Annotated in this window: 18 protein-coding genes and 1 tRNA gene; 9 read left to right on the forward strand and 10 right to left on the reverse strand. The window is 65.8% G+C overall.

Annotation, left to right across the window (positions count from 1 at the left end):
* Positions 1–466: 466 nt before the first annotated feature.
* Positions 467–556: transfer RNA gene (locus tag Q1A36_RS17895), tRNA-Ser, on the reverse strand.
* Between the two features lie 133 nt (positions 557–689).
* Here Q1A36_RS17895 and Q1A36_RS17900 point away from each other — a divergent pair.
* A complete protein-coding gene (locus tag Q1A36_RS17900; RefSeq protein WP_299846957.1) occupies positions 690–2081 on the forward strand; it encodes a GSCFA domain-containing protein in 1392 nt (463 codons plus the stop codon).
* A gap of 31 nt (positions 2082–2112) precedes the next feature.
* On the opposite strand, the gene Q1A36_RS17905 is transcribed toward Q1A36_RS17900, so the two are convergent.
* Positions 2113–2622 (reverse strand): hypothetical protein, encoded by a 510-nt coding sequence (locus Q1A36_RS17905; protein ID WP_299846959.1) that lies wholly within the window; start codon positions 2620–2622, stop codon positions 2113–2115.
* A 140-nt stretch (positions 2623–2762) separates the two neighbouring features.
* Here Q1A36_RS17905 and Q1A36_RS17910 point away from each other — a divergent pair, with 140 nt between their 5' ends.
* Positions 2763–3173, forward strand: coding sequence for a SufE family protein (locus tag Q1A36_RS17910; RefSeq protein ID WP_299846960.1), 411 nt, complete (start codon positions 2763–2765; stop codon positions 3171–3173).
* Here the strand turns inward: Q1A36_RS17910 and mnmA are convergent.
* A complete protein-coding gene (gene mnmA, locus Q1A36_RS17915) occupies positions 3145–4317 on the reverse strand; it encodes a tRNA 2-thiouridine(34) synthase MnmA (protein WP_299846962.1) in 1173 nt (390 codons plus the stop codon). The genes Q1A36_RS17910 and mnmA overlap by 29 nt on opposite strands.
* A 167-nt stretch (positions 4318–4484) precedes the next feature.
* On the opposite strand from mnmA, the gene Q1A36_RS17920 reads away from it, so the two are divergent.
* The 4 genes from Q1A36_RS17920 to recG all read left to right on the forward strand — a co-directional run bounded on the left by Q1A36_RS17920 (position 4485) and on the right by recG (position 10362).
* Positions 4485–4760 (forward strand): DUF1153 domain-containing protein, encoded by a 276-nt coding sequence (locus Q1A36_RS17920; protein ID WP_299846964.1) that lies wholly within the window; start codon positions 4485–4487, stop codon positions 4758–4760.
* Positions 4761–4857: 97 nt separating this feature from the next.
* On the forward strand, positions 4858–5568 hold the full coding sequence (gene ctrA / locus Q1A36_RS17925) for a response regulator transcription factor CtrA (protein WP_299846966.1): 711 nt from the start codon (positions 4858–4860) through the stop codon (positions 5566–5568).
* A gap of 427 nt (positions 5569–5995) precedes the next feature.
* On the forward strand, positions 5996–8269 hold the full coding sequence (gene ligA / locus Q1A36_RS17930; RefSeq protein WP_299846968.1) for an NAD-dependent DNA ligase LigA: 2274 nt from the start codon (positions 5996–5998) through the stop codon (positions 8267–8269).
* Positions 8245–10362 (forward strand): ATP-dependent DNA helicase RecG, encoded by a 2118-nt coding sequence (recG, locus tag Q1A36_RS17935; RefSeq protein WP_299846970.1) that lies wholly within the window; start codon positions 8245–8247, stop codon positions 10360–10362. Before ligA ends, recG begins: the two co-directional genes overlap by 25 nt.
* Positions 10363–10693: 331 nt before the next feature.
* Here recG and Q1A36_RS17940 read toward each other — a convergent pair whose 3' ends face one another.
* On the reverse strand, positions 10694–11131 hold the full coding sequence (locus Q1A36_RS17940) for an iron-sulfur cluster assembly scaffold protein (RefSeq protein WP_299846972.1): 438 nt from the start codon (positions 11129–11131) through the stop codon (positions 10694–10696).
* Between the two features lie 66 nt (positions 11132–11197).
* Here Q1A36_RS17940 and hisI point away from each other — a divergent pair, with 66 nt between their 5' ends.
* Positions 11198–11557 carry a phosphoribosyl-AMP cyclohydrolase gene (hisI, locus tag Q1A36_RS17945; protein ID WP_299846974.1) on the forward strand — a complete coding sequence of 120 codons (360 nt, stop codon included), beginning with the start codon at positions 11198–11200 and terminating at the stop codon, positions 11555–11557.
* An 8-nt stretch (positions 11558–11565) separates the two neighbouring features.
* Here the strand turns inward: hisI and gluQRS are convergent, their stop codons facing one another.
* The 3 genes from gluQRS to Q1A36_RS17960 form a co-directional block, all read right to left on the reverse strand.
* A complete protein-coding gene (gluQRS, locus tag Q1A36_RS17950) occupies positions 11566–12411 on the reverse strand; it encodes a tRNA glutamyl-Q(34) synthetase GluQRS (RefSeq protein WP_299846976.1) in 846 nt (281 codons plus the stop codon).
* On the reverse strand, positions 12393–13730 hold the full coding sequence (gene trmFO, locus Q1A36_RS17955) for a methylenetetrahydrofolate--tRNA-(uracil(54)-C(5))-methyltransferase (FADH(2)-oxidizing) TrmFO (protein WP_299846978.1): 1338 nt from the start codon (positions 13728–13730) through the stop codon (positions 12393–12395). The genes gluQRS and trmFO overlap by 19 nt, the downstream gene beginning before the upstream one ends.
* A gap of 139 nt (positions 13731–13869) precedes the next feature.
* Positions 13870–14502, reverse strand: coding sequence for a 50S ribosomal protein L25/general stress protein Ctc (locus tag Q1A36_RS17960; RefSeq protein WP_299846980.1), 633 nt, complete (start codon positions 14500–14502; stop codon positions 13870–13872).
* Between the two features lie 100 nt (positions 14503–14602).
* Between Q1A36_RS17960 and Q1A36_RS17965 the strand changes: the two genes are divergently transcribed.
* Complete coding sequence (locus Q1A36_RS17965) at positions 14603–15769, forward strand: MFS transporter (RefSeq protein WP_299846982.1); 1167 nt, start codon at positions 14603–14605, stop codon at positions 15767–15769.
* Here Q1A36_RS17965 and Q1A36_RS17970 read toward each other — a convergent pair.
* The 3 genes from Q1A36_RS17970 to Q1A36_RS17980 are packed head-to-tail and all read right to left on the reverse strand — an operon-like array spanning position 15760 to position 17732.
* Entirely contained in the window at positions 15760–16200 is a 441-nt protein-coding gene (locus tag Q1A36_RS17970; protein ID WP_299846984.1) for a thioesterase family protein, read from the reverse strand. The two genes, Q1A36_RS17965 and Q1A36_RS17970, sit on opposite strands and share 10 nt — an antisense overlap.
* Entirely contained in the window at positions 16200–17363 is a 1164-nt protein-coding gene (locus Q1A36_RS17975; RefSeq protein ID WP_299846986.1) for an alpha-hydroxy acid oxidase, read from the reverse strand. Before Q1A36_RS17975 ends, Q1A36_RS17970 begins: the two co-directional genes overlap by 1 nt.
* Positions 17364–17375: 12 nt before the next feature.
* Positions 17376–17732 (reverse strand): hypothetical protein, encoded by a 357-nt coding sequence (locus Q1A36_RS17980; protein WP_299846988.1) that lies wholly within the window; start codon positions 17730–17732, stop codon positions 17376–17378.
* Positions 17733–17794: 62 nt separating this feature from the next.
* Between Q1A36_RS17980 and Q1A36_RS17985 the strand changes: the two genes are divergently transcribed.
* A complete protein-coding gene (locus tag Q1A36_RS17985) occupies positions 17795–18379 on the forward strand; it encodes a TetR/AcrR family transcriptional regulator (protein ID WP_299846989.1) in 585 nt (194 codons plus the stop codon).
* Position 18380 lies beyond the last annotated feature (1 nt).

The following is an 18380-nucleotide window of genomic DNA, read 5'->3' on the forward strand; positions in this document are numbered from 1 at the left end:
CCAGGTTGGTGTCAGCAACCAGACCCTACCGGAACAACGCAGGTGACAACCTCAGCCAGAACCTACACCACGCCCAGCGACAGCATCTGGCTTCTTTATTCCTGCACGATCAATGGCGGCGTCCGGAGCGGTCTCAAGAACGTTCGGGGCGCATGGATCTGACCACCCTGTGACAGTCGACGTCCCACAGGACGTGGGCACTAAGGATACGCTCACCTGAGACAAGCGGAGTGGTGAACGGATGGTCCTCGCGCAAGCGTCACCCGCAAGATGCGAACCATGCTAGACAACGCAGGCTGTTAACCCCCGGACCATCGTGCCCCTTAACGCCTCGCACCAGACAAACTATAGTCCACACGCGGCGCCCGAAATCCGGCCCCGCCCGGCGGAATGCTACCCCAAATGCTACCTCGCCGGCCCGAATGTCAGAAAAACGCAACAATACCATAAGGATGAAAAGGGGTAATGGCGGAGGAGGTGGGATTCGAACCCACGGTGGACTTTCACCCACGTCGGTTTTCAAGACCGGTGCATTAAACCACTCTGCCACTCCTCCGGTTCGGGCGGATTAGCGCGTGATGGCGGCGGTGGCAATGGGCTCATGGGGCACGTTAACCAGCCTCTCGGCTTGCGCCCCCCCGCGAAAGCTGGTGAAAGTCACGGGGTCAGACGTCGTGCAGGTTGAGAAGATGGAACGCAAACACATTCTTGATGTTTCCGCCAACGAGGCCTTCGGGCTGGCGCGGCGCAATCGGCTCAGGCGTTATCCCTCGCCCGACCAGGGCGCGGAACGGCTGTATCCGCTGGCCTGGCCGCAGGCGAAGCCCAGTTTCCAGATCCTGCCCACCGATACCGTCTTCACCATCGGATCGTGCTTTGCCCGCAATGTCGAAGCGGCGCTGATCGAGAACGGGATGACCGTGCTCAGCCGCGATTTCGACCTGGGCGAGGTTGGCGAAAGCGTCGGCGAGGCGGCGAACTTCTTCAACAAGTACTCGATCCACTCGATCTACAACGAGCTGAAATGGGCGCTGGAGCGGGAGACGTTCCCCGGCGAGCAAGTGCTGTACCCCAGTGCCGGGGGCGCGCCCTATTTCGATGCGCAGCTGGGCCAGTCGCGGCTGGATTACCCGCTGGACCAGGTGCTGGCCTTCCGCCACCTCTACCTGGACGCGATGGCGCAGGTGAAGGATGCAGATGTCATCATCATCACGCTTGGCTATGTCGAGACCTGGTTTGACAACGAGCTTGGCATCTACCTGAACGTCATCCCGCCGATCGAGGTGCTACGCGCCCAGCCCGAGCGGTTCAACTTCCGCGTGCTGGGCTATGCCGAGATCCTCGAGACCCTGCACGAGCTTTACGCGCTCCTGAAAAAGCACCGCGAGAAGCCGCTGAAGATGCTGATGACGGTCTCGCCGGTGCCGCTCTTGGCGACGTTCCGCGACGTGGATGTGCTGGTCGCCAATGCCTATTCCAAATCGGTGCAGCGCGCGGTGCTGGAACAGTTCGTGACCGAGGTGCCCGAGGTCGATTACTTCCCCTCCTACGAATTCGTCACGCTGTCGAACCCGACCATCGCCTGGTCGCGGAACGACTACCGCCACGTGAATTCGGACCTTGTGGCCCGAATTATGTCGAGCGTGATCTCGACCTATTTCCCGCCCGCGCACCAGCCGCAGGCCAAGGTCGAGGCCGAGTCCAGCGGGGCAGGGGCGGCGGCCCCGGCTGCGGCCGAGGGGCTGACCCCGGCGGCGATCATGTCGACGGCCAAGCTGATGCTGAAACTCGAGGAATGGGACAAGATGGCGGCACTGTTTGCCGAGAACGCGGCGGTGACCGACACCCATCCCGACCTGCTGTTGCAGAAGGCCGCCATGCATCGGTCGCAGCGCCAGGTTCCCGAGGAATATGCCGTGCTGGAACAGGTCCATGCGCTGGCGCCCGACCGGCCCTGGCCGCTGGAGCGGATGATCCGGCTTTTGCGTCCGCTGCGCCGCCAGGAGCTGCAGGACGAGCTGATGGCGCGACACGCCGCGCGTTTCCCCGACCGCGCCGAATTCCGCGACCAGGTCGCCTGAGCCACGCGCCCCTGCGAAGGGGCGTCCCGGGTTACTTGCGCAGGGTGACGGTGTTGGTCGCGCCGGTGATCTGCACCTGCTCGATTCCAGCCAGCACGTTTGACGACAGCGTCAGCGCGACATTGATCGCATCCGTCTCGGGCCGTGCCGCCATCTGCGATTCCGGGCTGCCCGGGCGCGGCGGCAGGGCGACGAAGCGCAGCCGCAGCGTGCCATCGGGGTCGGGCGTGATCCGGCCCGAGGGGCTTGGTGCCTCGGTCACAAGTGCAGCATTCCAGTAGCCCTTGGTCGGGCCGATGCCGGTGGCGATCAGCAGCCGGCCCTCGTTCAGCACCTCCCAACGGACGCCGGTGATGGCGGGAATGCCGGGGCGGGCATCGGCATTGACGGTGGCATAGCCGCCTTCCGGCTCCAGCGTCGATGCGGTAGTGTCGCCCCCGCCCATCCAGCCAAGCGGGTTCCAGCCGCTGTCGCTGAACCGGCCGCCGCAGCCGGCCAGAACCAGCGACGCCAGCAGCAAGGGCAAAGTCACTCGTTTCATCTCACCATCCCTCGTCTCTGGCCCCGTGTGCGCCGGGTGTTCGGACAGATTGATAGGCGAAAGCGGGGGCTTGCGAAAGCCTCTTTGACCTTGCGGGGCGGGCGGGTTAACCCCACCTAGCCCCTGAAAGGATTTGCTGCATGGCCACTGCCGCCTTTGAAGAGATCGCCGAGACCTTCGATTTTCTCGATGACTGGGAAGATCGTTACCGCCACGTGATCGAGCTTGGCCGCGCCATGCCGCCGATGGATGAGGCGCTCTGCGTGCCGGCCACCAAGGTCGAGGGTTGCGCCAGCCAGGTCTGGATCATGCCGCGGGTCGAGAACGGCGTCTTCGACTTCCAGGGCGAAAGCGATGCGATGATCGTGCGCGGACTGATCGCCATCCTGCACGCGCTTTATTCCGGTGTGCCTGTGGGGCAGGTGGGCCAGATCGACGCGCAGGCCGAACTGGCCCGACTGGGGCTGGACGAGCATCTGTCCTCGCAGCGGTCGAACGGGCTGCGCGCCATGGTCGAACGGATCAGGCTGCTTTCCGCCGCTGAACAGTGATCCAGCCGCCGCCCAGCACCCGGCTGTCGCCCGAGGCGTAGAATACGCAGGCCTGACCGGGGCTGACGCCTTCCTCGGGGTCCAGCAATTCGATCTCGGCCTTGCGCCCGCCAAGGGGGCGCAGGATAGCCGGCCGCGGCGGCCGGGTCGAGCGGATGCGGACATCGCAATGGATCTCGCCCTCGAAGGCCTCGTCGCCCAGCCAGTTCACCTCGCCAACCGGCACGAATTTCGTCGCCAGCTCGGATTTGGGACCGACGATCACCCGGCGCGTCTCGGGTTCCAGCCGCAGCACGTAAAGTGGATCGCCCAGCCCCCCGATGCCCAGGCCCCGGCGCTGGCCGATGGTGTAGTGGATGACGCCGCGATGCTGGCCCAGCACATTGCCCGCCAGATCGACGATCTCGCCCGGATCGGCCGCGCCCGGGCGCAGTTTTTCGATGACCGCAGCATAGTCGCCGTTCGGCACGAAGCAGATATCCTGCGAATCGGGCTTGTCCGCGACAGCAAGGCCGAACTCGGCGGCCAGCGCGCGCGTCTCGGCCTTGCTTTCCAGATGACCCAAGGGAAAACGCAGGAAATCCAGCTGCTCCTGCGTGGTCGAGAACAGGAAATAGCTTTGATCGCGGTTCGGATCGGCGGCCATGTGCAGCTCGGCCTTGGCCGCGCCGTCCTTGCGCTGGATGTAATGGCCGGTCGCCATGCAATCGGCATCCAGCTCCCGCGCGGTTTCCAGAAGGTCACGGAACTTCACCCGCTCGTTGCAGCGGATGCAGGGTACCGGGGTCGCGCCGGACAGGTAGGCATCGGCGAATTCGTCGATCACCGATTCGCGGAATTTGTTCTCGTAATCCAGAACGTAATGCGGAAAGCCCATGCGCTCGGCCACACGCCTTGCGTCATGGATATCCTGACCTGCGCAGCAGGCGCCCTTCTTGGCCAGCGCCGCGCCGTGGTCATAGAGCTGTAACGTCACGCCGACCACGTCATAGCCCTCGCGCGCCAGTTTCGCCGCCACGACCGAGCTGTCGACGCCGCCCGACATGGCCACCACAACCCTAGTCTGGCTTGGCGGTTTGGCAAAGCCGAGGCTGTTCAATGGGGTCTCGGTCGCCGTCTCGGGCGCGTGAACTGCAGTGCTCATGGGTGTCCTGTTCGGGCCTGCCGCGGCAAAGAGCCACGGGGAATCGCTCGAAATATAGGAATATAGGTCTCAATCTCAAGCTCCTGCGGCCTGATTTTCAAGAGTTGCTAACCTCACATTAAGTCTATCGGTGCAAGGTCCGGGTCACGACAACCGAGAAAGACCGAATGTTCATCCGCAAGACTTCGCGCCCGCGCACCGTTACCCTGAAGGACGGCAGCATCCTGTCCATCGCCGATCTGCCCGCCGACCAGACCCGCTGGGTCGCCAGCCGCAAGGCCGCCGTGGTGAATGCCGTCGCTGCCGGACTGCTGAGTCGTGAGGAGGTAATCCAACGCTATCAGCTCAGCGAGGAAGAGTTCGACAGTTGGGTCCTGGCCGTGGAACGTTACGGCAAATCGGGCCTGAAGGTCACTTCATTGCAGAAGTTCAGACACTCATAGGTTGAGGATCGGCCTCAATTCCAGCTAGTAACGGTATATTAACGATTGCTCTGCATAGTCGGTATCCGCACCAAAGCTGAATTGGGACTGATCAAGAATGCGAATCCTACTTGTCGAGGACGAGCCGAGCACCGCGCGCGCGATCGAGCTGATGCTGACTGCCGCCAACTACAATGTCTTCCTCACCGATATGGGCGAAGAGGGCGTCGACCTGGCGAAACTCTATGACTATGACCTGATCCTGCTGGACCTGGACCTGCCCGACATGAACGGGATGGAGGTGCTGCGTCATATCCGCCTGTCGCGCATCGACACGCCGATCCTGATCCTGACCGGTTCGGACGATACCGAAAGCAAGCTGCGCGGCTTCGGCTTCGGCGCGGATGACTACATGACCAAGCCCTTCGTCCGGGAAGAACTGGTTGCCCGCATCCAGGCCATCATCCGCCGTTCCAAGGGTCACAGCCAGGCGGTGATCCAGACCGGCGATCTGGTGGTGAACCTCGATTCCCGTTCGGTCGCGGTGAACGGCAAGCCGGTGAACCTGACCGGCAAGGAATACCAGATCCTCGAACTGCTGAGCTTGCGCAAGGGAACGACCCTAACCAAGGAGATGTTCCTGAACCATCTCTATGGCGGGCTGGACGAGCCCGAACTGAAGATCATCGATGTCTTCATCTGCAAGCTGCGCAAGAAGCTGTCGGATGCCCTGGGCGGCGAAAACTACATCGAGACCGTCTGGGGTCGCGGCTATGTCCTGCGCGATCCGGCCCCGGGCAATGAAGAGCGGCTGGCCGTCGGGCTCTAGTCGCAGCCGACTCCCCCTCTGAGGGGACCGCCACCACCGAGGGCCGCGGCAACGCGGCCATCCTCCGACCCGGCCCTGTTTCCTTTCGGCATCCTTGCCAAAGTCATTCTGACCACCACTCACAGCCAAAGCTGATCGCGGTGCCCGGGCCGGTCCATCTGCCCGGACCCGGCTGGACAATCCGTCCCGCCCGCCGCTATCACCCATGCATCCGGTCCTTTCCTTGCTCCGGGGAAAGCGATGCCGGATGCATGTGTGTTTGCAGCGCGACAGGCTTTTCTCCGCGCGGCAGACCAGTGAAGACGCGGCCGGTGAAGACGGGGCTGGCGAAGATGGAGCCGGTGATGAAAGGGCCGTGGCTCTTGCGGCGCGCAGCGCTGTCGGTCAGCTTGGCGCGAGAAGCATGGTGACGGGGACTGCGAGACAGATGACCGATCCGAAAACTGCCCAAGCCGGCGAGAATGCCGAGATCGAATCGCTCGATTCCGACAGCGCCCGGGCCGAGATGGCCGCGCTGACGGCGGCCTTGCGGCAGGCCAACGAGGATTACCACGGCAAGGATGCGCCAACCCTCAGTGATGCCGATTACGACGCCCGCAAGCGCCGTCTGGCCGCGCTGGAGGCCGCCTTTCCCGATCTCGTGGTGGAGAACAGCCCGACGGGGCAGGTGGGGGCGGCGCCGTCGGCAGGCTTTGGCAAGATCACCCATGCCCGGCGGATGATGTCGCTGGAAAACGCCTTTGCAGCGGACGAGATCGACGATTTCGTTGCCCGTATCCGCAGCTTCCTCAGCCTTCCCGCCAACACGCCGCTGGCCTTCACCGCCGAGCCCAAGATCGATGGCTTGTCGCTGTCCCTGCGCTACGAGGATGGCCGGCTGGTGCAGGCGGCGACGCGCGGCGACGGCAGCGTCGGCGAGAACGTCACCGCCAATGCCCGCACCATCGACGATATTCCCGAAGTGCTGACCGGCAACCCACCCGCGATCCTCGAGATCCGGGGCGAGGTCTACATGTCGCACGAGGATTTCGCCCGGCTGAACGCCAGCGAGTCGGGCCGCACCTTCGCCAATCCACGCAATGCCGCCGCCGGCTCGCTGCGCCAGCTGGACCCCGCGATCACCGCCGCCCGCCCGCTGCGCTTCTTTGCCTATAGCTGGGGCGAGATGTCCGCGCCGCTGGCCGAGACCCAGATGGGCGCGGTGGAACGCATGGCCGAGATGGGTTTTCAGACCAACCCGCTGACCCGGCTCTGCGCCAGCGCCGCCGAGATGGTCGCCACCTGGCGCGAGATCGAACAGCAGCGCGCGACCTTGGGCTATGACATCGACGGCGTGGTCTACAAGGTCAACGATCTGGGCTATCAGGAGCGGCTGGGGTTCCGATCGACCACGCCGCGTTGGGCCATCGCGCATAAATTTCCCGCCGAGACCGCCTGGACGCGGCTCAACGGCATCGACATTCAGGTCGGCCGCACCGGGGCGCTGTCGCCGGTGGCGCGGCTGGAACCAGTGACGGTGGGCGGCGTGGTGGTGTCGAACGCGACGCTGCATAACGAGGATTACATCGCCGGGCGCGACAGCACCGGCGCGCCGATCCGCGAGGGCCGCGACATTCGTGCCGGTGACTGGGTCATGGTCTATCGCGCCGGCGACGTGATCCCCAAGATCGCCGATGTCGACCTGTCGCGCCGCCCGGCGGACAGCCAGCCCTATCACTTCCCCGAAACCTGCCCGGAATGCGGCTCGGACGCGCTGCGCGAGCCGGGCGATTCCGTGCGGCGTTGCAGCGGCGGCTTGATCTGTCCGGCGCAGGCGGTTGAAAAGCTGAAGCATTTCGTCAGCCGCGCCGCTTTCGACATCGAGGGGCTGGGCGCCAAGCAGGTCGAGATGTTCTTTGCCGATGACCAGCTGCCGATCCGCCAGCCAGCGGAGATTTTTACGCTGGCAGATCGTGACGCGAAGAACCTCACCAAGCTGAAGAACCGCGATGGCTTCGGCGAACGCTCGGCGCAAAAGCTCTTCGAGGCGATCGAGGAAAAGCGGCGCATCCCCCTGGCACGGCTCATCTTCGCGCTTGGCATTCGACACGTGGGCGAGGTTGCCGCCGCCACGCTGGCCCGGCATTTCGGCACTTGGGAGACGCTAAGTGCCGCGCTGACCGCTGCAGCACCCGCCGCGCATCGTCACGTTCAGGCCGACGAGGCGGTGACTGCCGAACGCGCGCTCGCCGCCGATCAGGGCCGCCGCGCCCGGCTGAAGGAGACGCGCGATCTGGTCTGGGCAACTGATCCGCCGCTGCCCGAGGGCGCGCGGGCGGCCTGGGAGGATCTGGTCAGCATCGACGGCATCGGCGAGGTCGTGGCCGGCTCACTGGTCACAACCTTCGACCAGCCACGCGAGCGCGAGGTGATCGATGCGCTGGCGAAGGAACTGACCGTGCTGCCCGCCGAAGCCGCCAGTTCCGAGGCCACCGAGATCAGCGGCAAGACGCTGGTCTTTACCGGCACGCTGGAAAAGATGACACGGGCCGAGGCCAAGGCGCGGGCCGAGGCCATGGGGGCCAAGGTGGCGGGTTCTGTCAGCGCAAAGACCGATCTGCTGATCGCCGGGCCGGGTGCGGGATCGAAGGCCACCAAGGCCGCCGCGCTTGGCGTCACCGTCATCGACGAGGATGAATGGCTGCGGATCGCGGGGCGATGACCCCGCCCAAGGGCCGCCCGCCGGTACTGTTCCCGCTGTTTGCCGCCGCCGACACCCTGCCCGGGGTCGGCCCCAAGGCGGCAACGGCGCTGGCGCAGCTGGGCATCGAACGCCCGCGCGATCTGATCCTGACCTTGCCCTCCAGCGGCGTGCGGCGGCGGCGGCTGGAACATCTCTCCGAGGCGCGGGCGCCCGAAACCATCACCGTCGCCGTGACCGTAACCCGCCACAACCCGCCAAGCGGGCGCGGGCGGCCCTGGCGGGTGGTTTGCAGCGACGGGCCGAATGACCTGACGCTGGTCTTCTTCCACCCCCGCCGCGACTGGATCGAGGGGCAATTGCCGGTCGGCCAGCGGCGCATCGTCAGCGGCAAGGTCGAGCTGTTCGACGGGATGCTGCAGATGGTCCATCCCGACCACATCCTGCGCGAGACCGAGGCGCTGCCCTCGGAATTCGAGCCGGTCTATCCTCTGAGCGCCGGACTGACGCAGCGGGTCATGGCCAAGGCCGCCGAGGCCGCGCTTGACCGTGCGCCCGACCTGCCGGACTGGATCGATCCCGAACTGGCGAAATCGCGGAACTGGCCCGGCTGGCACGAGGCCCTGGCGCAGGCGCATGACCCGCACTCACCAGCCGATCTGTCGCCCACTGCCCCGGCGCGCGAGCGGCTGGCCTATGACGAATTCTTCGCCCATCAGATGACGCTGGCTTTGCTCCGCCGCGACCGACGGCGGCAGCGCGGGCGCGAGACGGTGGGCGACGGGAAATTGCGCGACAAGGTTCTGGCGCAACTGCCCTGGCCACCGACCGGGGCGCAGGCCCGCGCCGTGGCCGAGATCGCCGGCGATATGGGAAGCCCGCAGCGGATGAACCGGCTGCTGCAAGGCGATGTCGGCGCGGGCAAGACGCTGGTCGCGATTCTGTCGGCGCTGATCGCGGTTGAGGCGGGCGGGCAGGCGGTGCTGATGGCCCCGACCGAAATCCTCGCCCGCCAGCACGCAAGGGCGCTGGAACCGCTGGCCCGCGCGGCGGGCGTGCGGCTGGCGGCGCTGACCGGGCGCGACAGGGGCGATTTGCGCGCGCAACTGCTCGAGGATCTGCGCGAGGGGCGCATCGACATTCTGGTGGGCACCCATGCGGTGTTCCAGAAGGATGTGGATTTCCACGACCTGCGCCTTGCCATCATCGACGAACAGCACCGCTTCGGCGTGGCGCAGCGGTTGGAACTGTCGGCCAAGGGCGAGATTCCGCCCGATGTGCTGGTGATGACCGCAACGCCGATCCCGCGCTCGCTGGCGATGACGCAATTCGGCGATCTGGACATCTCGGTGCTGGACGAGAAACCGCCGGGGCGTCAGCCGATCACCACGGTGATGATCTCGGACCAGCGGCTCTCTGAAGTGGTCGACCGGCTGCGCGCGGCCTTGGAGAAAGGCGCGCGGGCCTATTGGGTTTGTCCCTTGGTCGAGGAAAGCGAACTGGTCGATCTGACCGCCGCCGATGCCCGGTTTCAGGCGCTGCGCGCGGTCTTCGGCGACGAGGTGCGGCTGGTTCATGGCCAGATGCCGCCCGATCAGCGCGATGCCGCCATGGCTGATTTTTCGGCCGGACGGGCGCGGATTCTGGTGGCGACCACGGTGATCGAGGTCGGCGTAGACGTGCCCGAAGCGACGATCATGGTGATCGAGCGGGCCGAGAATTTCGGGCTGGCGCAGCTGCACCAGTTGCGCGGGCGAGTCGGTCGGGGGCAGGGCGCCTCGACCTGCGTCCTGATGTATCACCCGCCCTTGACCGAAAGCGGCCAGCAGCGGCTGGAGATCCTGCGCGAGACCGAGGACGGCTTCCGCATCGCCGAGGCCGATCTTGAGATGCGCGGTGCGGGCGACATGATCGGCACGGCGCAATCCGGCCTGCCGCGGTTCCGCATTGCCGACCTGGAACACCAGGCAGGGCTGATGGCCGTGGCGCGGCAGGATGCCCGCGCCTTCCTGGAACGCGACCCGCAGATGGAAACCCCGCGCGGGCAGGCGATCCGCACGCTTTTGTGGCTGATGGAACAGGATAAGGCGGTGCGGCTGATCGGGGTCGGCTGAGCCGTTCCGGTCCCCCGCTCTCGGATGTTCTCAGAAAGTTCTTTACTTCACTCCGACGATATGAGAACAAACAAGCAACACCACAGGAGGACGCACCATGACCCGTGAAATGTTCAGTGATGTGATCGGTCTCGCCGCGCTGTCGGTAACTGCCCTTGTTGTCCTGTGGCTTCCTGCCATCTTGCAGGGCTGACCCCGTTCCCCGATTTTCTGCCCCGCGTTGCTTGCAGCAGATGTGCTCGCCTGTGCATCTCCTCGGTTCCCCACCCGCACGCGCAACTTGACCGGCCCTGGCAGGGGCCGGTTTTTTCTTGTTGCGGGTTCAGGAAAGTCAGGCGGCGGCTTCGTCCATCGCCGCCAACGTCGCATCCCATGCCAGCAGGATCGAGGCATGGCGATTGGGATAGTCGCGGGCGGGCAGCAGCGCCTCGAGCTCGGCAAAGGGGCCATCGGGCGGGGTGCCGGCCTGTTTCAGCATCGCACAAAGCGCCTCGCGCGTGCTTGCGATCTCGTCGCGGCTGCGGCCGATGACGGCACTGCCCAGAACCGAGGCCGAGGCCTGACCCAAGGCGCAGGCCCGCACCTCCTGCGCGAAATGGGCGATGCGTCCATCCGTCACCGTCACATCCACCGTCACCGAGGACCCGCATTGCGGCGATCGGCGCATGGCGCTGCCCTGCGGCGCGGTCAGCCGCCCGGCATGGGGCATGGCAGCAGTCAGCGCCAGGATCCGGCGCGAATAAAGCTGCATCAGGTCGCTGTCGGACATGGAACCCCGGTGGAAGATCGTCGGCTTTCCTCCTAGATAGGGAGCCGGTCCGTGAAAGGAAAGCCGATGTTCGACGCCGAAAGCCTGAAGTACGACGCCAACGGGCTGATTCCCGCCATCGCGCAATCGCCCGAAGGCGAGGTGCTGATGCTGGCCTGGATGAATGCCGAGGCCGTGCGGCGCACGCTCGCGACCGGCAAGGTGACCTACTGGTCGCGCTCGCGGCAGGATTACTGGGTTAAGGGTGAGACCAGCGGCCACCACCAGCGGCTGATCGAGATGCGGGTGGATTGCGACCGCGACACGCTGCTGGTCATCGTCGATCAGGTCGGGCCGGCCTGCCACACCAACCGGCGCAGCTGCTTCTATCGCGCGGTGCGGGATGGCGACGAGGTCGAGATCATGTCGCCGATGGCGGGGGCTTAGAGCGGGACTCAGAGGCCGAGCAGCCGGCGAATGTCCTCTGGGCTCGCGCCATCTTCCCGATAGTGTCGGATGGCTCGAGCGTCGTCGCGCTTGGCCAGCCGCTTGCCGGCATCGTCGCGGATCAGGCGGTGGTGGTGGTAGAGGGGCGTCGGCAGCCCCAGCAGCTTCTGCAAGAGGACGTGGATCCATGTGGAATCGAACAGGTCCTTGCCGCGCGTGACCAGCGTGATCCCCCGCGCCGCATCATCCACCACCACGGCCAGATGATAGGATGTTCCCATGCCGCGCCGGGACAGGATCACATCGCCGATGCCGTCCAGAAACTGCGCGCGGGTCAGCACGTGATCCTCGCCGGGCAGGATTTCGCGGTCGCGGAAAGCGAGCCGGTCGACCCCCAGCGCCTCGAAGGCGCGCGCGACGTCGAGGCGGATCACGTCCTCCTCGGCGGCATCGGACATGGGGCGATGGCGGCAAGTGCCGGGATAGATCAGCCCGTCGGGGCCGGCGGGCAGCGCGCCTTCCTGCGGGGCCGACAGCGCCGCGCGAATGTCACCACGCCGGCAGCGGCAGGGATAGGTGAGCCGCGAAAGTTGGATCAGCGCGTCCTGATAGGCGGCCATCCGGTCGGACTGGCGCATCACCGGCTGTTGCCAGTCGAGGCCCAGCCAGCGCAAGTCATCGTAAATCGCCGTTTCGAACTCTGCCTTGCAGCGCTCGCGGTCGATATCCTCGATGCGCAGCAGGAACTGCCCCGGCCCAGCCTCGCGCTGCGCCACCAGCGCCGCATAGGCATGGCCGAGATGCAGCAGACCCGTGGGCGAGGGGGCGAAGCGGGTTATTGCGCCGCCAGCCATGCGCGGAAATCGTCCTTGGCGCGGCTCGTATAGGCCGGATAGCGGTCCTTGCGCCCCTTGCGGCCGCCCCGCATCTCGTCGAGCGGCGGAAAGAGGCCGAAATTCACGTTCATAGGCTGGAAGGTCTTGGCCTCGGCGCCGCCGGTGATGTGATGGATCAGCGCCCCCATCGCGGTATTGCCCGAGGGGGGCGCCAGATCCCCGCCCTTGGCCTCGGCGGCGGCCATGCGACCGGCCAGAAGCCCCATCGCCGCGCTTTCGACATAGCCCTCGACCCCCGTCACCTGCCCGGCAAAGCGCAGGTTCGGACGGGCGCGCAGGCGCATCCGGTCGTCGAGCAGCGTCGGCGAATTCAGGAAGGAATTGCGGTGGATGCCGCCGAGCCGGGCAAAGCTCGCGTTCTGCAGGCCCGGGATCATCCGGAACACCTCGGTCTGCGCGCCGTATTTCATCTTGGTCTGAAATCCGACGATATTATAGAGCGTCCCCAAGGCATTATCCCGGCGAAGCTGGACGACGGCATAGGCCTTTTCCGCGGGATTATGGGCATTGGTCAGCCCGACCGGCTTCATCGGCCCGTGGCGCAGGGTTTCGCGCCCGCGCTCGGCCATCACCTCGATCGGCAGGCAGCCATCGAAATAGCCCGCCGTCTCGCCCTCGCGGAACTCGGTCTTGTCGGCGGCCAGAAGCGCGTCGATGAAGGCCTCGTATTCGGGCTTGGTCATCGGGCAGTTGATATAGGCGCGCTGTTCGGCCTCGGTCTCGCCCTTGTCGTAACGGCTCTGTTCCCAGGCCACCGACATGTCGATGGTCTCGGCATGGACGATGGGGGCGATGGCGTCGAAAAAGGCCAGCGCCTCGGTCCCGGTCAGCCCGCGGATCGAGCCTGCCAGCGCGTCCGAGGTCAGCGGGCCGGTGGCGACGATCCAGTTGCCGTCCTCGGGCAGGTCGCGGATCTCGCCCGGCACGATCTCGACCAGCGGCTCGGCCCTCAGCGCCTCGGTCACTGCGGCGGAAAAGGCGTCGCGGTCGACGGCCAGCGCCCCGCCGGCGGGCAGGCGGTGGCGGTCGGCCATGCTCATGATCAGCCCACCCGCCGCGCGCATTTCCCAATGCAGTTGGCCGACGGCATTCATCTCGTCATCATCGGATCGAAAGCTGTTCGAGCAGACCATTTCGGCGCAATCGCCGGTCTTGTGGGCAAAGGTTTCCACCTGAGGGCGCATCTCGTGCAGCACCACGGGAACGCCGGCGCGGGCGATCTGCCAGGCGGCTTCCGAGCCGGCCAGTCCGGCGCCGATGATGTGAACGGGGTCCATGGGGCATCCTTCGATCTGCTTGCGGGTCAGGTAGCAATGCGGGTCACGCATCGCAAGCCTGCCGAAAATCAAAACGGGCGGTCCCGTGATGGGCCGCCCGTTTCCGTCCGACGGTCTCCGCAGAAGCTGCGGGAACCGATTATTCGGCGGTTGCCTCGGCTTCGTCCGAAGCCTCTTCCTCGTCATCGCCGCCCGAGCGCAGCGCCGAAGGCGCGGCGATGTTGGCGATGGCAAAGTTGCGGTCGATGGTCGGCTTCGAGCCGGCCGGCAGGGTGATGTCGTTGACATGGATGCCGTCGCCGACTTCCAGGCCACTCAGGTCGACGGTCACGTGATCGGGAATGTCTCCCGCGGTCACGATCAGTTCGATCTCGTTGCGAACCGTCACCAGCGTGCCGCCCTTGCGCAGGCCGGGGCACTTGTCCTGGTTGATGAATTCGACCGGAATGAACAGGTTCACCTTCGAGGTGCGACGCAGGCGCATGAAGTCGATATGCGTCGGCAGGTCCTTCACCACGTCCTTCTGGACGCCGCGGCAGATGACGCGAACGTCGTCCTGACCGTCGACCTTCAGGTTCCACAGCGTGGACATGAAGCGACCGGCGCGCAGCTTGGTCAGAAGCGTGTTGAAGTCGAATTGAACGGCGACCGGGTCCTTGTGGTCACCATAGACGATACCGGGCACCTTGCCGTTACGGCGAGCTTGACGGGCGGCCCCCTTGCCTGACCCCGTGCGTGCCTCGGCCACCAGATCAGGGATCTCTTTGGCCATTGCTTTATTCCTTACATTGACGTTATCGCGGCCGTCCTCCAAGGGTGCACGACCGAAGCCGGGCCTATAGCGCGGCGGCGTCTGTTTGAAAAGGTTGAAAATGGGCTTTCTGGGTGATCTTCGCGATTCGCGCGCGCCGGCCGCAGGTCTGGTCGCCATTGGCTTGTTCTGGGGTGCTTTCGCAGGCTGGCTGCCCGATATCAAGAGCCGCGCCGGGGTGTCCGATGCCGAGTTCGGCGCGCTGATGATGCTGTCGGCGGTGGGCGGGATGACGGCCATGTCGCTGGCCCCGCGCCTGCGCAACCATTTCGGCCACGGGCTGCTGCCGGCCAGCGGGCTGGCGGTGGCGGTGGTGGCCCTTTTCCCCGCATGGATCGCCTCGCGGTGGGAGCTGGGGCTGGTGCTGCTGCTTCTGGGCATGACCATGTCCTTCTGCGACATCCTCTCGAACATCCGCATCTCGGAGATTGAGGCGCGGGTCGGGCATTCGCTGATGAACCTGAACCATGCGCTGTTCTCCTTCGCGCTGGCCCTGTCGGCCGGGTTGATGGGAGTGGCGCGGCAACTGGGCGTCAGCCACACTGTCACGGTCATCGTGGTCGCGCTGGCGATCCTTGCGCTGGTGCCGCTGATGCGCCGCCGCCGGCCGCGTCAGGCCGATCACGAGGATGACGGGGCCAAGGGCGGCATCGCCGCGCCCTGGCTGATCGTGCTGCCCGGTGCCGCGATCCTGTGGCTGTGCTTCCTCGCCGAGAACGGCACCGAAAGCTGGGCCGCCATCCATATCGAGCGCACGCTGGAGGCCGAGGGCGGGCTGGGGGCCTTCGGGCCGGCCATGTTCGCCCTGTCCATGGGCATCGCGCGGATGGCCGGGCAATGGCTGGCGGTGGTGCTGGGCGAAGTGCGGCTGATCGCGGTCTCGGTCATCTTCGCCACCATCGGCGCGCTGCTTCTGGCCTTCGCGCCGGGGCTGGGGCTGGCACTGGTCGGCGCCGCTGCGCTGGGGCTGGGCGTCGCCGTCGTCGTTCCGACCGCCAACAGCCTGATCGGGCGCACCGTGCCCCACAGCCAGCGCGCCAGCGCCATCGCGCGCGCCTGGATGATCGGCTTTACCGGCTTCTTCATCGGCCCGCCGGTCATGGGTCTGGTCAGCGAGAACCTTGGCCTGCGCGTGGCCTTCGGCCTGATCGCCCTGCTGGTCGCAGCGATCCTGCCCTGTCTCTGGCTTCTGGCGCAGCGCCTGCGCCGGGTCGAAGCTCAGGCCTGAGGAACTGTCAGCCCGTTCAGCCGCACGACCGCCGCATCGGTCAGCGGCTGCGGGCGGCGGGTCTCCTCGTTCATCTGCACCAGCACGGTCGTTGCATCGGCGACGCAACGGCCATGCTGGAACAGCGCCTGCCGCAATGTCATCGAACTGCGCCCGACCGACAGCACGCCGGTTCCGATATCGACATTGCCGGGCCAAGTGACCTCGGCCAGGTAGTCAAGCTCCAGCCGAGCGATGACGAAGACCGAACCGGGCGCGTTCAGCGGTGTCTCGCCCGCCAGCAGGAAATCGACCCGGCCGGTTTCCAGCATGGTGCTGAACACGGCATTGTTCACGTGACCAAGACGGTCAGTATCAGAATAACGCAGCTTTTCAAAGGACTGCAGCGGAAAATCGGACAGGGCGGGAGGCTCGCGCCGTTCCGCCGCCATCAGCTGTAGGTCCCGCTGAAGCCCTGCGGCAGCAGGACATCATCGCGGCCGATGTTCTTCACATCCCGCTCGCCACACAGCGCCATGGTGATGTCCAGCTCCTTGTGGATCACCTCCAGCGCCTTGGTCACGCCGGCCTCGCCCATGGCGCCAAGCCCGTGGATGAAGGCCCGCCCGATCCAGGTCGCATGCGCCCCGAGTGCCAAGGCCTTCAGCACGTCCTGACCCGAGCGGATGCCGCTGTCCATGTGGATCTCGATCTTGTCGCCCACCGCCTCGACGATCTCGGGCAGCATGCGGATCGAGGACAGCGCCCCGTCCAGCTGCCGCCCGCCATGGTTCGAAACAACGATCGCATCGGCCCCGAAATCGGCAGCGATGCGGGCATCCTCGGCATCGAGAATCCCTTTCAGGATCAGCTTGCCGCCCCACATGTCGCGGATCTTGGCAACCTTGTCCCAGTCAAGCTGCGGATCGAACTGCTCGGACGTCCAGCTGGACAGGCTCGACATGTCGCCCACGCCCTTGGCATGGCCAACGATATTGCCAAAGCTGCGCCGCTTGGTGCCCAGCATCCCAAGACCCCAGCGCCAGCGGGTCGCCAGATCCATCATCACCGGCAGCGTCATCTTGGGCGGGGCGGAGAGGCCGTTCTTCAGGTCCTTGTGGCGCTGGCCGAGGATCTGAAGATCCAGCGTCAGGACCAGCGCACTGCAATTGGCCTGCTTGGCCCGCGCGATCATGTTGGCCAGAAAATCCTGATCCTTCATGACGTAAAGCTGGAACATGAAGGGTTTGGTGGTGTTCGCCGCCACATCCTCGATCGAGCAGATCGACATGGTCGAGAGGCAGAAGGGGACGCCGAATCTCTCGGCTGCCTTGGCCGCGAGGATCTCGCCATCGGCATGCTGCATCCCGGTCATCCCAACCGGCGCAAGACCCACGGGCATCTTCACCGGCAAGCCGACCATGGTGCTTTCGGTGGTGCGGTTGGTCATGTCCACCGCCACCTTCTGACGCAGGCGGATATCGGCGAAATCCGTGGTGTTCTCGCGGAAGGTCTGCTCGGTATAGCTGCCCGATTCCGCGTAATCGTAGAACATCCGGGGCGTGCGGGCGCGGTGCAGGCGCTTGAGGTCCTCGATACAGGTGATCACGGGCATGGAAATCGATCCTTAACGGGCGGGTTGTGGGCAATCGGGCGCGGTGCTGCCGGCGGGGCAGGCTGCGTCGCCTTCAGTGGTCTGGTTGCGCAACGCCTCGGCCCTGCGGCGCAGATCGGCGGCGCGGGCGCTCAGCGCCGCGTCATCCACCGGGTCGGGAATGGCATCCGCCGCATTGCGGGTGGCGGCACCCTGTCCCTCGACCGCATCGCGCACCGGCGCATCGCTGGTCGCGGCGGGTCCGGCATGGTCGGGCAAGGTGGGTTCGGCCAGGATCTGCTGGGTCGGCAACAGGCGCGGATAGCCCTCCGATCCATCGGTACAACCGGCCAGAAGGCCAAGCGAGATCATGGTAAGGGCGCGCAACATGGCGGCACCTTACGCTGGCCGTCGGGGGTTCACAACGGGGCCGCGCCGCAGCATTAAGGGGCATGGCACGTACACAAGGTTCCCGCGCAGAGATTACCGGACCGCTGATCCGCGAGGCGGCGCTGCGTCTGTTCGCGCGGCACGGCTATGCTGCGGTCTCGATGCGACAAATCGCCCGCGAGGTCGGCGTGCAGGCTGGCGCGCTTTACGCCTATACGCCCGACAAGCAGGCGCTGCTCTACGACCTGATGCAGTCGCATATGGCGCGGCTGCTGGACAGTTGGCGGGACGATCCCGCCGCCCCGCCGCTGGCGCGGCTGGAGCGCTTCGTGCGCTTCCACATCGCCGACAGCCTCGATCACAGCGATGCGGTTTTCCTGTCCTATATGGAACTGCGCAACCTGACCGAAGAAAACTATCGTAAAGTCAGCACGATGCGGCGTAAATATGAGGCTCTGCTTGAGCTGATCCTGCGCGACGGGCAGGCCTCGGGCGCGATGCGGGTCGAGGACAGCCGGCTCAGCGCCATGGCGCTGATCGGGATGCTGACGGCGGTGACGAACTGGTACCGCGCCGGTGGCCGGCTGGACCGCGAGCGGATCGGCGATGTCTATTGGGGACTGGCCAAGGGGTCGGTGGGGGCCTGAA

The sequence above is a fragment of the uncultured Paracoccus sp. genome, assembly GCF_947487305.1.
Taxonomy (GTDB): Bacteria; Pseudomonadota; Alphaproteobacteria; order Rhodobacterales; family Rhodobacteraceae; genus Paracoccus.

Coding starts and splice junctions, on each gene's coding strand:
- Q1A36_RS17960 (WP_299846980.1), bottom strand. CDS start 14,502: ATGGCCAAAGAGATCCCTGATCTGGTGGCCGAGGCACGCACGGGGTCA.
- Q1A36_RS17970 (WP_299846984.1), bottom strand. CDS start 16,200: ATGGCGGCGGAACGGCGCGAGCCTCCCGCCCTGTCCGATTTTCCGCTG.
- Q1A36_RS17985 (WP_299846989.1), top strand. CDS start 17,795: ATGGCACGTACACAAGGTTCCCGCGCAGAGATTACCGGACCGCTGATC.
- mnmA (WP_299846962.1), bottom strand. CDS start 4,317: ATGAGCACTGCAGTTCACGCGCCCGAGACGGCGACCGAGACCCCATTG.
- Q1A36_RS17900 (WP_299846957.1), top strand. CDS start 690: ATGGAACGCAAACACATTCTTGATGTTTCCGCCAACGAGGCCTTCGGG.
- Q1A36_RS17980 (WP_299846988.1), bottom strand. CDS start 17,732: ATGTTGCGCGCCCTTACCATGATCTCGCTTGGCCTTCTGGCCGGTTGT.
- Q1A36_RS17965 (WP_299846982.1), top strand. CDS start 14,603: ATGGGCTTTCTGGGTGATCTTCGCGATTCGCGCGCGCCGGCCGCAGGT.
- Q1A36_RS17975 (WP_299846986.1), bottom strand. CDS start 17,363: ATGCCCGTGATCACCTGTATCGAGGACCTCAAGCGCCTGCACCGCGCC.
- ligA (WP_299846968.1), top strand. CDS start 5,996: ATGACCGATCCGAAAACTGCCCAAGCCGGCGAGAATGCCGAGATCGAA.
- Q1A36_RS17920 (WP_299846964.1), top strand. CDS start 4,485: ATGTTCATCCGCAAGACTTCGCGCCCGCGCACCGTTACCCTGAAGGAC.
- Q1A36_RS17940 (WP_299846972.1), bottom strand. CDS start 11,131: ATGTCCGACAGCGACCTGATGCAGCTTTATTCGCGCCGGATCCTGGCG.
- hisI (WP_299846974.1), top strand. CDS start 11,198: ATGTTCGACGCCGAAAGCCTGAAGTACGACGCCAACGGGCTGATTCCC.
- recG (WP_299846970.1), top strand. CDS start 8,245: ATGGCTGCGGATCGCGGGGCGATGACCCCGCCCAAGGGCCGCCCGCCG.
- ctrA (WP_299846966.1), top strand. CDS start 4,858: ATGCGAATCCTACTTGTCGAGGACGAGCCGAGCACCGCGCGCGCGATC.
- trmFO (WP_299846978.1), bottom strand. CDS start 13,730: ATGGACCCCGTTCACATCATCGGCGCCGGACTGGCCGGCTCGGAAGCC.
- Q1A36_RS17910 (WP_299846960.1), top strand. CDS start 2,763: ATGGCCACTGCCGCCTTTGAAGAGATCGCCGAGACCTTCGATTTTCTC.
- Q1A36_RS17905 (WP_299846959.1), bottom strand. CDS start 2,622: ATGAAACGAGTGACTTTGCCCTTGCTGCTGGCGTCGCTGGTTCTGGCC.
- gluQRS (WP_299846976.1), bottom strand. CDS start 12,411: ATGGCTGGCGGCGCAATAACCCGCTTCGCCCCCTCGCCCACGGGTCTG.